This is a genomic window from Lactobacillus apis (genome assembly GCF_002837055.1).
Classification (GTDB): Bacteria; Bacillota; Bacilli; order Lactobacillales; family Lactobacillaceae; genus Lactobacillus; species Lactobacillus apis.
Genome location: NZ_PDKP01000001.1, coordinates 597,624 through 613,095, shown reverse-complemented (window position 1 = coordinate 613,095; position 15,472 = coordinate 597,624). Strand labels below are relative to the sequence as shown.

Below are 15,472 nucleotides of genomic sequence, written 5' to 3'. Positions count from 1 at the left end.
TTTGAAAGGATACATCAATGGCAAATATTACTGCTAAACAAGTTAAAGAGTTACGTGATCGTACTGGTGCCGGAATGATGGACTCCAAGAAAGCTTTAGTTCAAGCTGATGGAGACGTTGAAAAGGCAATTGATATTTTAAGAGAAAACGGTGTTGCAAAAGCTGCTAAGAAGAGTGGTCGAATTGCAGCTGAAGGTTTGGCTGAATATGCATTCTCTGGTAACACAGCTGCATTAGTTGAAATTAACTCAGAAACTGACTTTGTTTCATCAAACGATAAGTTCATTAAGTTAGTTGATGATGTAACAAAGGCAATTCTTGCTGCAAAGCCTGCTAACGTAGAAGAAGCTTTAAAGGCTCCAATGGCTGGTTCAACAATCGGTGAAGAAATTACCAACTTGACTGCTGTTATCGGTGAAAAGATCACTTTAAGAAGATTTGATTTAATCAGCAAGAACGACGATGAAGTATTTGGCGCTTACAAGCATAATGGTGGATCAATTGTTGCTGTTGTTACTTTAAAGGGTGACAATGAAGAAGCAGCTAAGAACATTGCAATGCACGTTGCTGCTATTAACCCTGAATACTTAGATAAAGCTTCTGTTCCAAAGGCTGATTTTGATCGTCAAAAGGCAGTTTTCACTAAGGAAACTGAAAACGAAGGTAAACCTGCAAACATTATTCCTAAGATCGTTGAAGGTCGTGTTAACAAGTACTTAAGCGAAATTTGCTTAGTTGACCAACCTTACGTTAAAGATGGCGATATGACAGTTGCAGAATACGCAAAATCTGAAGGTTGTGAAGTTGCTGCATACACTCGCTACGAAGTTGGCGAAGGTATCGAGAAGAAGCAAGAAGACTTTGCTGCTGAAGTTCAAGAGCAAATTAAATAGTCCTTGAAGTCTAAAAAAAGATTTACTAAAAACTTATCCTAATGGATAAGTTTTTTTATTCTTAAAGAAAGCTAAAGTTAATAAAATAATTCTAAAATAAAACCAAATGAATTTACCGACTAATTTTAATATGGAAAAATATAATTAGATAAATTTCAAAGTGAGGTAAGGCATATGGGCTTTGACATAATGATGATTGCAGTGATAGTCGGAACGATATGTATATATTTAAGCGCTGAAAAGTCATTTTCTAAATTAAACAATAATTTGGTATTTGTTTTGGGTATCATTCTAGATGCACTAGCATTTTTTTTAGCTATCGGATAAAAAGCCAGTCTAGAATAGAAACATTTTCATAAGAAGGATAAAAAGCGTTTTTTATAGTAATTTTGCTTTAATATAACTAAGCAAATACTTTTTTAATGATATTCGTTTTAATAGAACTATTTTCTTTTTATATCAGGAATGGTATTCCTATCATGAAAATACATAAAATACTATATAATCGATTTTAAAATAAGAAATGATCTTTACATACAAAAAAGCCGCGCTCCTAGATTATAGCGCAGCTTTTTGTGTTAAAAATCAAGCATATATTTCTTTAAATTTAAAAGCCGTGTAGGAGATTACTTTCAATTTGAAGAGTAAAAATATTAGAAAAGGTTGATGAGTTTTTAAGTTTATAAAACGATGAGTTGGCATACTATTACATAGAAAAGGACTAATACCAACGAATGTTGGAAATTAGTCCTTATGGTAAAGAAGCATAAATTAATCTTTAGAATAAAGAGTACTATTAGAAACTATTTATTTTCTTCATCAAGTGCTTTACCGTTTGTTTCAATTATGTGCTTGATCCAATAATAAGATTTTTTTGGAATACGCTTTAATGTACCGTTTCCTAAATCGTCCATATCAACATACACAAAACCATAGCGTTTCTTCATTTCACCGGTGGATAAAGAAACTAAGTCAATTGGTGCCCACATTGTATAGCCAATACAAGGAACTTTATCAATATTTATTGCATCAGCCATGGCTGAAAGATGCTGATTTAGATAGTCAATACGATAATCATCTTCAACATATCCATCTTGATTTGGCTTATCAATTGCTCCCATACCATTTTCTACAATGAAAATCGGCTTTTGTATTCTATCAAAAATCATATTCATTGTGTATCTCAGGCCTAGAGGATCTAATCCCCAACCCCATGGAGTAGTTTTTAAGTATGGATTCGGAGATCCACCGACATTAAACCAAGCATCTCCATCCTTAGAAATGTTTGAACGATAGTAGCTAAAAGAAATAAAGTCGAGCTGACCGTTTTTCAAAATTTCTTTGTCGTCAGGTTCCATTTTTATTTCCTTCAGACTTTTTACTCCATGATGCTGTAAAACTTCATCTGCATATGCAGGGTAATAGCCGCGTCCCATAGTATCTATAAAATACCAATTTTCACGTAGTTCTAATTGATTATGGAACATGTCTTCAGGCTTACAAGTTGCTGGATAACAAGCACTCATTGCATACATTGCCCCAAACTGACTTTCAGGCATCATTTTATGGCCTAAGTTAACAGCTTTGGCAGATGCAACGAACATGTTGTGAGCGGCTTGATATCTGTCAATTCCATTTGCTTTGTGTACACCAGTGGGACCAAAACCACGAATAGCATTGATTTCATTAAAAGTTAACCAATACTTGCAGCGTTTTCCAAAATGCTCAAATAGAGTTTTAGCATATTTTAGGTAAAGATCTATAACTTTTCTTGAGTTCCAACCATCATATTTCAGTGCTAAATTGATTGGTAATTCATCATGACATATTGTAATTAATGGCTGTATGTTATATTTTTCAAGTTCTTTGATGACATTATCATAAAATTTTAGTCCTTCTTGATTAGGCTTTTCTTCTTCACCGGTTGGGTAAATTCTACTCCAAGATATCGAAAAACGATAGACATTAAATCCCATATCAGCCATAAGCTTAATGTCTTCTTTATAATGATGGTAAAAATCAACAGCATTATGGCTTGGATAGTATTGTTTGTCCTCAAATATAGGCTTTGCATCCTCAGGGACATCATCAGCATCAAAAAAAGCACTTTTAGGGCTTATCTTTTGGTTATCAGATGTAATCATTGTATGGTGTCTTGGATTTTTAAGATTGCCATTAGTTTCAAAGTCATGAGTAGAAAGCCCTCGTCCATTTTCACAGAAGCCACCTTCGTATTGTAAATCCGATGTTGCTCCGCCCCATAAAAAGTTTGGTGGTAATTCTCTTGTCATATTTTTAACTCCTTACAAATTTATTATTGTTCCTACTGAAACCTTTCCAGTATCTTTAAGTTGTGCTTTTTTACCTTTTGTATCTGTAAAAACTAACATTGTAGTCAAGTCATATCCTTGACTTTCGATGTAATTACGATCAACTTCTATAATAGGTTGGCCTGCTTTAACTTCGTCTCCTTGCTGAGCGAGCACATTAAATCCCTCGCCCTTGAGGTCTACTGTATTAATACCTATATGAACTAATAGTTCCTCACCGTCTTTTGTTGTGATTCCAAAAGCGTGACCGGTGGGAAATAAAGCTGATAGTGTGCCATTAGCAGGGGAACAAATATAGTTTCCCGATAATTTAAATGCTACGCCGCTTCCTAAAGCTCCTGAAGAAAAAGCTTTGTCATTTACTTGTGATAAAGGTTCTAAGGTTCCGTCACAAATAGCTACAAATGAATCATCTGAATAATTTTTATGAGTAGCTTCCGTAACTTCATTTTTTTGATTAATACCTAAAAGAAATGTTACTGTGGCTGATACTAAAATCGCAGTAATTATTCCAGCAATCATAGCTCCAATAGTATTTTCAAAAATAGGCAATGCTAGAATATTTGAATATCCCATTACATAGGCTTTTACATTTAAAAGCCCTGCAACAAGGCCACCTGTAAAGCCACCGGCCATTACACCATACATAGGTTTTTTGTATTTTAAGTTGATACCGTATAAAGACGGTTCAGTTACTCCGGCAACAATTGCCCCTACTGCTAAGGACCAAGCTTGACTTCTCAATTTTTTATCTTTGGTTTTTAAAGCAACACCAATATTGGCTCCGCCCTCGGCCATATTATGAAGGATAAACGCTGGTCGTAGAATTGGATCATAACCTGGATTACTTATTAATTGTGGCATAAATGGTGATAATACCGTATGCATACCAGTCATCACTAGCCATGGCAATACGGCTGCTAATAGTCCTAAAGCTAGAGGACCGACAGTTTTACTTAAAAACATAACTATTGAAGCTATGACTTGTCCAAGATAATTTCCAAGGGGTCCAAGTACTAAGAAACCAAGGGATCCAGAAATAAAAATTGTTCCCATACCAACAAATACCGATTTAAAAATACCTGGAACAATTTTGTTAAGATACTTTTCTGCAAAATAAGCTACTATCGAGATAAGTAAGGCAGGTAGCAATGATGATCCGTAGTTGAGAACTTTCACTGGTAAGCCAAAAAGTGACTGTTTTGCTAGACTTGGATTAGTTGCTAATTGGTTAACAATGTCATGAAAAGCAGGATACAGCAAGGCTCCCGAAGCCATCATTGAGTAAGCTTGAGTTCCTCCTAACTTGGTTGACGCTCCGTATGCTACCATGATTGGCATAAAGTAGAAGGGAGCATCACCAATGGCAGATAAAAACATATAACTAGAAGTCTTTGCAAAGTTAGGATTAATAAAGGTTACTATAAGTATCAAAGCAACTTTGCACATGCCACCTGCTATTAGTCCGGGTAACATAGGTGTTACGGAAGCCTGAACAAAATCCAAAATTTTTCCACCGAAATTTTTAAATGTCCATTTTGTTTTTGTTGGTTCATCTAAATTTTCTTCAATTGGGGCTTCTGTAGTTAAATCAAAATCCTTAACTACAGCGCTGTAGGTCGGCAATAAATTAGCGCCTAAAATTATCATGTATTGGTCTCCAGAGTAAACAGTACCAAGTATTTCCTTAACTTTGTTTAATTCATCCTCGTTTACTTTAGAAACGTCCTTTAAAGAAAACCTTAAGCGAGTCATACAATGTGTTACGCTCTTAACGTTGTTTTTCCCGCCAACATTATCAATTATGATTTTTGCTAGTTTGTGATAGTCCATTTTAACCTCCATTTTTTAAAAAAATAAAATGATAAAAGTATCATAATTTATGATACTTATTACAAAAGATAGTATCACTTATTGCAAGCGTTAACAATAATAAAATGATAAAAATATCGAAAATTGTGATAAAATATTTTGTTAAGTGAGGAACATTAATGAAGTTAAATGAATTTTTGAAGCCAAATAATGTTGAATTTTCTAAATCTGATAAAAAAATATATGATGTCGTTCTAAAACATCCAGCACACGTTCAATTGATGACCATACAAAAATTAGCTACTGATGCTCAAACATCAGTAGCTTCTGTGCAAAGATATTGTAAAAAAATTGGATATACAGGATTTAAAGAATTTAAATTCCAGTTGAAAAATTATTTACTGCAACGATTTGATTTTGAAAAAAATAATTCGAGTTATTTATCAAATTATCTGAAAGTTGCTAATAGTTTTAAAAATATTGAAGAAGACAAAATTAGTGATTTCGCAGAAGCATTAGTAAATTCAAAACACAATTACATAATTGGAATATATTATTCTAGTATTCCTGCAAAACAATTAGCGATGGGGATGCAGGATTTAAATAAAATCAGTTTTTGTGCCGATAATTATCTAGCTGCTTCACATTGGGTTGGATTAATAGAAGAAGAAGATACACTTGTTGTGTTCTCAGTTAGCGGTAATGATCCATACATTAAGAAATATATTTCAGAACCTTTAAGTAAACTGTCTAGAACTTATTTAATTACTTTTAATCCAGACACAAAACTAAGCAAGTATTTTAAAAATTGTATTGTTTTACCTGGAAAAGCATTTGCTAATAGTTCCGCAATTGATCCACAGTCACTGTTCTCTTTATTTGTTGAAATGATAATAAATCACATTGCTCGTTCTTAAATTTTTTATTTATAATATATTTTAGCTTTGGTATTTGTTTTGGGTATCATTCTAGCTGTACTAGCATTTTTTTAGCTGTCGGATAAAAGTTCTTCTAGAATAGAAACATTTTTAGGTTAAATAAAAAGAACCCTCTTTATAGAGGGTTCTTTTTGCATTCTTAGATTGATTTAACGTCTATTTAACTATATAGCTTTTTATTTTTGTCCACCAAATATGTAGGCAATATGCAGAAGTGAACGATAGTATCCAAGTTAAGATCCAGGTGCCTAGGAAAGTTAAAAATGGGTGGTAAGTCGCATGGTAACCCATATTTAATCCACGCCAAATCAGTTGATTCCAAAATACGTTTGAAAGGTAAGCACGGTAAGCATATGTAGCTAAAAAATGAAAAACTTTGAGTGAAGTTTCCGAATCATTCCTAACTTGATGTAAGCATAGAGCAGCAATTAAAGCAATGACTGCTAAACAATAGAATGTCATTGATGGCTTATAATACGGAGCGTTTGCAAAAAGGACTGGATGGCCAAAGCCGTGTAATTCAAAATTTGTCCAAATAAAACAAGCAAGAAAAACTAATAGAATTAGCCACCAAAATTTACTTAATATTGAATTAACATAATCTCTCAGTTGCCATGCAAGTACTCCAAATACGCCGTAAATAAAGAACGAAATAAAAATTCGATCTAGCATATACCACGTTTTTTCGTGTGAACCATGGAATACGTAAAAATCATAAAACCATAGCCAGACAAAATATAAAACAAAAGTAATTAGAGCGACAAGTAACCCTCTTTTTACATTTTTACCAACGTAACGACTAATTGCCCAAAACAATGGCATTAAAATAATAAACTGCAACATCATTGTGTTGTACCACAAATGCGGTGCGCCATTACCATTAATAAAATGCCAACAAAATGAACCAAAATTATTAAATTTATTTATCTGTTGGAGCCATGGCATTCCCAGCAAATAAATTAACGTCCACCAAATTGTCGGAACAAATAGGTTTGACCAGCTTGACCTCATATGTGCTTTATATGAAAAATTACCTGCCAAATCATTTGTTCGAATTGTGGTGTATAGGATGCCAAAAATAAAGGCTGGTGCAGTGTATTTAACCAAATTATACATAATGCCAAATATATCTTGTGTGGCAAAAGGCTGACCAACCCCCATAACCAAAGACATAATTGGCTGCGACATAACTGCAGTACAGGCAAAGACTTTTAAGTAATCTCCAATATCTGCTGTTTTATATACCGGATAAGGATATTTATCCATTTCATTTAAGACCTCTCTTAGTAGATTTGTGAGATCCCTAAGAAGTTCAGCCTTAATATATGCGATTTTTTCAAAAAAGGCAAGTTATATTTTTTCTTTTAATTCGATTGAGCTTCAACTAAAACACTAGCAATTTCATTACTAAATAAGCGTTGAGTATCATTTAACGTCTGGTGTGGGGTATTTAAATAGATTGTTCGGTGTGGTGAATTGGGAAGGATTCTTGCAATATCGATAGAGTTTGAATTAGTAAAGTAATTTCCCCATGTGATTTTAGGAATAAAACCCATGCCTAGTCCTGCTACAATCATTTCTCGAACTGTGGCCGGTTCATCTGATTGGTATTTGAAATTTAATTTGATGTCATTACTTACTAAAAACTGGTTAACAGTTTGTTGTAACTCGGTTTCATCATTTTCACCGACAAAAGTAAAATTTTTCAATTCTGAAGCTTGAAAAAACTTTTTCTTATGCATGAAACTTTTTTTCCAGCCAATTAAGATTTCTTCTCTTAATAAAGGAATTGCCGTAAATTTTTTAATCTTATGTGAAGAAATAACAAAGTCAAATTGCTTTAAGTCTTTAGCAAAGGTTGTACGCTGGTGAATATTTAGGCTGACATTTGGAAGTAATTTTTGCATTTTTAGTGCAATGATCGGAATTAAAGGTGAGCCAACAGTAAAAAGAACGTTGATTTGTCCATTTTCTTCTGCTGAATTAGTTTTCACTGCGTTGATGCCACGGCTCAGCAGGCTAAGACTATCGGAAACGTATGAATAAAAGATCTTTCCCTGCTGATTCAGCTTAATTGTTCTTCCTTGACGATCAAACAGTTTTACACCAATTTCTTCTTCAAGCTGTCTAATGGTTTTACTAATTGCGGATTCACTGACAAATGCTGCCCGGGCTGCTTCCGTTACAGAGCCCAAACTAGCTACACTGACAAAATATTTTAAACCAGTTAAATTCATTATTTTGCTCCAATTAATAACTTTTTGGTTAACTATTATTCCTATTATCTATTATAAATGGTTATCTATTGGGTTTAAACTAAATTTGTGAGATCCAAAGAGGTGATAACGTGAAAAGCTTATGGTTGTTTCCTGGGCAAGGAAGTCAGAAAGCTGGAATGTTAACTAATGTTGACCCCAATTTGAAACAGAATGTAGAAAATTGGACGGGAGTAAAACTTTTAGATACTAGTGAAGGTTATTCTGATTCGCAACAGATTCAATTAAGTATTTTACTTTTGCAAATTAATGAAGTTGATCAACTTAAAAAAATGGGTTGGCAACCAGATTTAGTGGCTGGACATTCCCTAGGAGTGTTTGGAGCAGCATATGCTGCTGGAGTAATTTCAAAAGAAGATGTTTTCAAATTAGTTAGCTTAAGGGCTAAGCTGATGCAATCCTCTTATCCCGAAGGATATGGTATGGGAGTAATAGTTGGTTTATCTCGACAAGAAGTTGCCGAGCTTGTGAAACAGGTTCATACCGAGGAAAATCCGGTATATCTGTCGAATCAAAATTCAGAGTTGCAAAATACTCTGTCAGGTGAGTTGAATGCGATTAAACAAGTGTTAGAGCTTGCCAGCAAGCAAGGTGCAGCTAAAGCTAAATTATTGCATGTACCTAATCCGTCACATTCGCCGCTAATGGCAAATGTTGCTGAACAATTAGATTATGAGATAGGGAAGTTACATTTAAGTAACCCTGCCTGTATTTACTTGGCCAATAATAACGGTCATCCGGTAAAAAAGGTTGCAGATGTTAAATACGACCTAGCTAATAATTTAACTCATCCTGTTTTTTGGGAAACGATGATTAATGTTGCACTTGAGTATAATCCGCAAGTGAGTATCGAATTCTCGCCAGGAAACGCATTTACAAAGTTATTAAAGGTTAAAACTGATCAGGTATCAAATATTACATTAAGTGAAATGACAATAGATGATGCCGACTTTTTACTTAATAAATGGAAAGGAAAATAATATGACTGAAAGAAATTGGCATACGCATCGAGATGCAAAAGCTGCACGTTTAAATGGCGCAAGTGCTCTTCTTGATGGCAAGTTTGCAAAAACAGAAGATGTTGTTAAAGTTCTTGAAGCGCTGATTAAGCCAGGTGATAAGGTTGTTTTGGAAGGAGACAACCAAAAACAGGCCTCATTCTTATCTGAAGCCTTAGCAAAAGTGGATGCAGATAAAGTTCATGATTTGCATATGATTATGTCCAGCATTTCGAGACCTGAACACTTGGATATTTTTGATTTAGGGATTGCTACTAAGATGGACTTTTCTTATGCTGGTCCACAAAGTACTAGAGTTTCCCAAATGATTGCAGACAAAACGATGCAGGTTGGAGATATCCATACTTACCTCGAATTATTTGGCCGACTGTTCATAGATTTGATTCCAAATGTTGTCTTAGTAGCAGCAGATAAAGTTGATCGTGAAGGTAACCTATATACAGGTTTTAATACTGAGGAAACACCAACAATTGTTGAAGCTGCTGCATTTCATGATGGTATCGTCATTGTTCAAGCTAACGAAATTGTAGATAAAGTTCCAAGAGTTGATATTCCAGCTGGTTGGGTTGATGTTGTGATTCCAGCTGATAAGCCATATCAATTAGAGCCATTGTTTACGCGTGACCCACAAGCAATTAGTGAATTGCAAATTTTAATGGGCATGATGGCAATTCGCGGAATATATGAAAAGCATAATGTTCAAACTCTAAACCATGGTGTTGGTTTCAACACTTCGGCGATTGAATTGCTATTACCTACCTACGGCGAACAACTTGGTCTTAAAGGAAAAATTTGCCGTAACTGGGAATTAAATCCAACGCCAACTTTGATTCCAGCAATTGAAAGTGGCTGGGTTGACTCAATTCACTCATTTGGTGGTGAAGTCGGCATGGAGAAGTATATTGCTGCTCGTCCAGACGTTTTCTTTGTCGGTAAAGATGGCACCATGCGTTCTAATCGTGCTTTAGGTCAAGTTGCTGGTCAATATGCCTGTGATATGTTTGTTGGGTCAACGTTACAAATTGATCAATGGGGCAATTCTTCTACTGTTACGCACGGTCGTTTATCAGGTTTCGGTGGCGCACCTAATATGGGTTCGAACCCAACTGGTCGACGTCACTCAACTGCAGCATGGCAAAGTTTGAAGCCAGCTGATGATCCTCTAGCTAAAGGACAAAAATTAGTTGTCCAAATGGTTGAAACATTTGGTTCTAATAAGAAACCTGTCTTTGTTGATCATTTGGATGCTGAAGAAGTAAGAAAAGAAGCAAAATTGGCCAATGTACCAATCATGATTTATAGCGAAGATACAACTCATATTGTAACTGAAGAAGGAATTGCATACCTTTATAAGACAGATAGTATGGAAGAGCGTAAGGCTGCCATTGAAGCGATTGCGGGTGTAACACCTGTAGGTCTTCGCTCTAATCCTGAAGAGGTCAAAAAGCTGCGTGATAAAGGAATTATTGCTCTACCAGAAGATCTTGGGGTTCGTAGACAGGATGCAAAGCGTTCATTGCTAGCTGCACAAACGATGGATGATTTAGTTGAGTGGTCACATGGTTTATACAATCCACCTGCTAAATTCAGATCATGGTCATAAAGGAGGTTAGTTAAGATGGAAAAACTTAATTTTACTTATCAAAATTCAGAAGCTGTTAAAAAGTTTGTTCATGTTGGTGTAGTAGCATCTGGAGATTTAGAAATCCTGCTTTACCCCGCAGATGAAACAACAATCGAGATAGTAACTGGTAGTGATGGCTTTAAAGAAGTTTGGAAAAACGTTTTAGATCGCTTTTTCACTCGTTATCCTTTAAAAGGAAAATTTGTGATTCATGACTTTGGTGCAACACCAGGCGTTGTTAACTTACGGCTCACACAAGCAATGGAGGCATTAAATGATGAAAAATAGTTTTGTTGAATTAAATGGACGTCAACGTGCTTTTAGCTTACTTGATGAGAACACTGGGCGCGAAATTGTTGGACCTGAATTTGATTTTATTTCACCTCATTTAGAGCCGCAAAACATTGTACCTGAAAGTGATGATGGCGTAATTGTTGTAAAAGGTAAGTTAGATGGAAAAACTGCCGTTATTATTTCAATTGAAGGTAGTTTCCAAGGTGGTGGAATTGGTGAAGTTTCGGGAGCTAAAATTGTAGCTGCTTTGGAAAAAACACTTGAAGACAATAAAAATGGAATTAAGGAATACCCAGTTATTGTTCTTGATACAGGTGGTGTGAGGTTGCAAGAGGCAAACTATGGCCTGCTTTCAATTTCAGAAATTCAAAACGCGGTTATTGCCATAAAAGAATATGTTCCCGTTATCGGTATTGTGCCGGGAAGAGTTGGAAGCTTTGGCGGAATGTCAATTACAAGTGCAATTCTTTCTTATCTGATTACAACACCTAAGGCTAGAATTGCTCTGAATGGTCCAGAAGTAATTGAGCAAGAAGCTGGGGTAAGAGAATTCGATTCCAGCGATAAGAACTTGATTTGGGACACTCTAGGAACACGTCAACGTGTTGAAACAGGAATTGCTGATGAAGTAGTTGACGATGACGTTTCAGCTATTAAGGACGCAATTAACAATGCAATTGAACAGAATAAGGATGCTCATAGAACAGACCAAGCTGATTTTTACCTCTCTTTACTCGATGAGATTGATTTTGCTCAACCGCTTAATACCAAGCAATACCGTGACCTTTATTCTAAGAATAAAGCAACTAAACATGTCGTTAATGAAGCTACTGCTAGTCAGCAAGCGAAAACTAAGTCACGCGGTCGACTTTGGTTTGAAAAATTAACTGGAATTGAAAATGCAGAATCAAATTATCCTACTGTTTTACATGCTGAAAAAGATGGTAAAGAATATATTGCAATTGTCCCAGATGAAAATAATCGTTTTCCACGAGTTCGAAAGGGAGAAGTTGGCTTGCAGGAAGGTTTTCTAGTAGCCGAAATTGTTAACAAGATAGTTGATGAAGACAAAGATAAGAAAGAAAAACGGCCACTTATTTTGGTTGTTGACGTACCAAGTCAAGCATATGGCTACAAAGAGGAACTAATTGGTATTCATATCAGTTTGGCATCCGCTGCTGCTGCATATGCTAAAGCACGGCAAGCAGGTCATCCAGTTATTGCGTTTATTCCTGGGGATGCCGTTTCAGGAGGCTTTTTAGCTCATGGTTTGCAATCAAACCGAATTATAGCTTTAGCAGATGACTCAATCACAATTCAAGCAATGTCTAAGGCTTCAGCTGCTCGAATTACTCAAAGAACGATTGCTGAATTAGAAGAAGCCACAAAACATGTTCCTGCAATGGCCTATGATATTCACAACTATGAAAAATTAGGTGCTCTTTACAAATTGGTTCAGGATGTTTCCTCATGGGATGCTAATGAAAACGCAGTTGAAGAAATCAAAACCGTTATTGATGAAGCAATTGAAAGTACTGAGAACCAACCCACTGATTTGCACTTTAGATATGAAACGCCAATTGCGGTTGAAAGTGGACGTAAAGCAACTAACAAGATGCGTAAAACAGTTTTTGAACAATGGAATCAATAAAACAAGTTTGGCCACATGATTTGCTCACTTTTAACAAAACTAGTGATTTGGTGCTAGGCGAGAATCCTTTACCTGAATGGGCAAAGGATTCTTTAGCTAAAGCTAAAATTGTTGTTGTCAGAAGAGGAGAAATAGATAATAATCTAATTCCAGTTGGAATAAGAGGATCTCAAAGAAATGAGCGTTTAGCCTGCTTTTTAAAAAAAGAGCAAGTAGTAAATTGTTACTCGCCATACTACTTTATAAAAAAACAGTTATGGAAAGAGTTGACTCCTGCTCGCCAAAACTTACCTCAATTTCAAGCTCTAATTAAAATGGTTCCTTTGTTAAAAGAATTTAAATGGGGAATCGGTGGATCGGTGGCTTACGAAATGGCCACTGGAATGAAGATAGTAAAAAATAATTCAGAGCATATCAGTGATTTGGATGTTATTCTGTCGGCAACAAAAGAAATCAGTGTGAGTCAAGCAAGAGAGTTATTAAGAAAGATAAATTTATACGGAGTTCATGCGGATGTTCAGGTTGTACATGGAGAAAAAGGCTTTTCGTTAGAAGAGTATGCTGCAGGGCGCAACAAAAAAGTACTAATCAAAACAGCTACCGGACCTATTTTGGTAGAGAACCCGTGGAATTTTGTAAGGAAAGAATAGATGAGTTACTATCTAACCAGTGATCGGGTTAAACTTAATTATCATGTATACGGAAACGGTAGGCCAATTGTCTTGGTGACTGGCTTTGGTGGTTATCAAGAAATCTGGACAAAACAAGTATCTTATTTGTTAAATATGGGATATCAAGTAATAACGTATGATCACCGTAACATGGGTGAAAGTGAAAAAACATTAAATGGTCATACTCTCCAAAGATTGACTGATGATCTGATTGGTTTAGCGAAATTTCTAAATATTCGTCATGCCGCATTTATTGCTCATTCAATGGGTGGTAGTGTTCTATATGATTTAATTAAGACAAAACCTAGTTTAGTTGATTTAGCTTGTATCGTTGATCAAACCCCATATATGCTAAATACTAAGGACTGGCAATTTGGCTTCATGAATTATACTTTGGAAAACTACAAAGATCAATCTAAGATTATTCCAGAGGTTCACGAAACTCTTCATGGCCTTGATACTGAAGTTTTTAATGAACTCAACCTAGTTAAAACTAAGTATCCCTTTGATCGTCAAAGTAATATGGATTTATTACAAGAACACATTAAGCAAGATTGGCGAAATATAATTACAACCACTACGCAAAAAATAGTTGTTTTTGCTGCTAAGAAAAGTCCATATTATAACTATCAATTTGCTGAATGGATGGCTAAACATAATTCGCGAATTGAATATGCCGTTTTGGATGATTGCGGACATGATATTATGGCTGAGGTTCCTCGACGATTTAATCAGCTGTTACGTCACTTTTTACTGAAAAATCGTTATTTGCCTGAATAGTGTATTAGGTTTAAGGATTTAAATTTTTTTAGAAGACCTCTTATTTAATTGGATAAGAGGTCTTTTTGATATTAGGCATAAAAATAGTTTTTAATGTGAGATATAATTTTTAAAGGCAGTTTTTGAAAATTTATGATACAGTAGAATTCTTGATTGTCTAAAAGTAATGCAATCAAAGACTGAGTTTTAGTTTATAATCTTTTATGTGGCTCTTATGGCTGTAACTTTTAATTTATCTATTGGTGAAGGATGAAGATGAAAAATTATTTAAGTATTGATATTGGCGGAACAGAAATTAAATACGCACAAATAGACCAAGCTGGTAATATTATTGAAAAGGGCAAAGTAAGTACTCCTGACAATAAAGCTGACTTTTTAGTTGCAGTAGATAAAATTGTAAAAAAATATACAGATAGAATCAAAGGCTTGGCAATTTGTGCTCCTGGAAAAATCGAAGGAACAAAAATACGTTTTGGAGGTGCAATTCCTTATCTTGATGGCATTGACTTTGGAGAAATCTATCAAGATAAGGATTACCCTGTAACTGTTCTTAACGATGGTAAAGCAAGCATTCTGGCAGAAAACTGGCTAGGAAGTTTAAAAGGAGAAACTAACTGCGCAGCACTAACATTAGGCACGGGTGTTGGCGGTGGCATCATAGTTAATGGTCATCTTTTACAAGGCTCCCATTATCAAGCTGGTGAAATGAGCTTTATGATTGTTGATTTGACCCACCCGGAAAAAATGCAAGGTAGCGTCGGTAATCTATGCTCTGCTGTCAACTTCGTTAAGCATGTAAATCAAAAAACAGGTTATTCTGAAATCAATGATGGAATTCATGCTTTTGAAGAAATTAAAAGCGGCAATGAAGACGCAATTAAGATTTTCAATGATTATTGTTTAAACATTGCAGCTTTAATTTTAAATATGAATACAGTAGTTGATATAAATAAAGTGGCAATCGGTGGCGGCATTAGTGCTCAACCAATTCTACTTTCTGGCATCAATCAGGCTTATGATAAGTTAGTTGGCAAAATGAATTCAATCATTGGCCAAACATTAGTTAAACCAGAAATAGTTGCAGCCAAGTTTAGAAATGACTCTAATTTATATGGAGCCTTATATAATTTGTTATTAACTGTAGATAACGAAACTGATTATTAATAATAAACCTCGCTTTAAGC

Annotated in this window: 13 protein-coding genes; 9 read left to right on the top strand and 4 right to left on the bottom strand. The window is 35.2% G+C overall.

What is annotated here, in order from left to right; genetic code table 11:
* The first annotated feature begins 17 nt into the window (after window positions 1-17).
* Window positions 18-893, top strand: a complete 876-nt coding sequence (tsf, locus tag CRG87_RS02955) for a translation elongation factor Ts (RefSeq protein ID WP_074425200.1) — start codon at window positions 18-20, stop codon at window positions 891-893.
* An 803-nt stretch (window positions 894-1,696) separates the two neighbouring features.
* Here the strand turns inward: tsf and CRG87_RS02950 are convergent.
* On the bottom strand, window positions 1,697-3,184 hold the full coding sequence (locus tag CRG87_RS02950; RefSeq protein ID WP_074425202.1) for a glycoside hydrolase family 1 protein: 1,488 nt from the start codon (window positions 3,182-3,184) through the stop codon (window positions 1,697-1,699).
* A gap of 12 nt (window positions 3,185-3,196) precedes the next feature.
* Window positions 3,197-5,056 (bottom strand): glucose PTS transporter subunit IIA, encoded by a 1,860-nt coding sequence (locus CRG87_RS02945; protein WP_074425203.1) that lies wholly within the window; start codon window positions 5,054-5,056, stop codon window positions 3,197-3,199.
* A gap of 158 nt (window positions 5,057-5,214) precedes the next feature.
* Between CRG87_RS02945 and CRG87_RS02940 the strand changes: the two genes are divergently transcribed.
* A complete protein-coding gene (locus CRG87_RS02940; protein WP_074425205.1) occupies window positions 5,215-5,952 on the top strand; it encodes a MurR/RpiR family transcriptional regulator in 738 nt (245 codons plus the stop codon).
* 177 nt (window positions 5,953-6,129) lie between these two features.
* On the opposite strand, the gene CRG87_RS02935 is transcribed toward CRG87_RS02940, so the two are convergent.
* Window positions 6,130-7,239 carry an acyltransferase family protein gene (locus CRG87_RS02935; RefSeq protein ID WP_074425206.1) on the bottom strand — a complete coding sequence of 370 codons (1,110 nt, stop codon included), beginning with the start codon at window positions 7,237-7,239 and terminating at the stop codon, window positions 6,130-6,132.
* A gap of 98 nt (window positions 7,240-7,337) precedes the next feature.
* A complete protein-coding gene (locus CRG87_RS02930) occupies window positions 7,338-8,210 on the bottom strand; it encodes a LysR family transcriptional regulator (protein WP_074425208.1) in 873 nt (290 codons plus the stop codon).
* Between the two features lie 110 nt (window positions 8,211-8,320).
* On the opposite strand from CRG87_RS02930, the gene CRG87_RS02925 reads away from it, so the two are divergent.
* The 7 genes from CRG87_RS02925 (at window position 8,321) to CRG87_RS02895 (ending at window position 15,452) form a co-directional block, all read left to right on the top strand.
* Window positions 8,321-9,229, top strand: coding sequence for an ACP S-malonyltransferase (locus tag CRG87_RS02925; RefSeq protein WP_074425210.1), 909 nt, complete (start codon window positions 8,321-8,323; stop codon window positions 9,227-9,229).
* A gap of 1 nt (window position 9,230) precedes the next feature.
* Window positions 9,231-10,871 (top strand): malonate decarboxylase subunit alpha, encoded by a 1,641-nt coding sequence (gene mdcA, locus CRG87_RS02920; RefSeq protein ID WP_074425211.1) that lies wholly within the window; start codon window positions 9,231-9,233, stop codon window positions 10,869-10,871.
* A 15-nt stretch (window positions 10,872-10,886) separates the two neighbouring features.
* Complete coding sequence (mdcC, locus tag CRG87_RS02915; protein WP_074425213.1) at window positions 10,887-11,180, top strand: malonate decarboxylase acyl carrier protein; 294 nt, start codon at window positions 10,887-10,889, stop codon at window positions 11,178-11,180.
* Window positions 11,170-12,837, top strand: coding sequence for a biotin-independent malonate decarboxylase subunit beta (gene mdcD / locus CRG87_RS02910; protein WP_074425714.1), 1,668 nt, complete (start codon window positions 11,170-11,172; stop codon window positions 12,835-12,837). Before mdcC ends, mdcD begins: the two co-directional genes overlap by 11 nt.
* Window positions 12,825-13,487 carry a malonate decarboxylase holo-ACP synthase gene (locus CRG87_RS02905; protein ID WP_074425215.1) on the top strand — a complete coding sequence of 221 codons (663 nt, stop codon included), beginning with the start codon at window positions 12,825-12,827 and terminating at the stop codon, window positions 13,485-13,487. Before mdcD ends, CRG87_RS02905 begins: the two co-directional genes overlap by 13 nt.
* Window positions 13,488-14,288, top strand: coding sequence for an alpha/beta fold hydrolase (locus CRG87_RS02900; protein WP_074425216.1), 801 nt, complete (start codon window positions 13,488-13,490; stop codon window positions 14,286-14,288). It begins immediately after the preceding gene.
* Between the two features lie 249 nt (window positions 14,289-14,537).
* A complete protein-coding gene (locus CRG87_RS02895; protein WP_179853795.1) occupies window positions 14,538-15,452 on the top strand; it encodes an ROK family protein in 915 nt (304 codons plus the stop codon).
* Window positions 15,453-15,472: the final 20 nt, after the last annotated feature.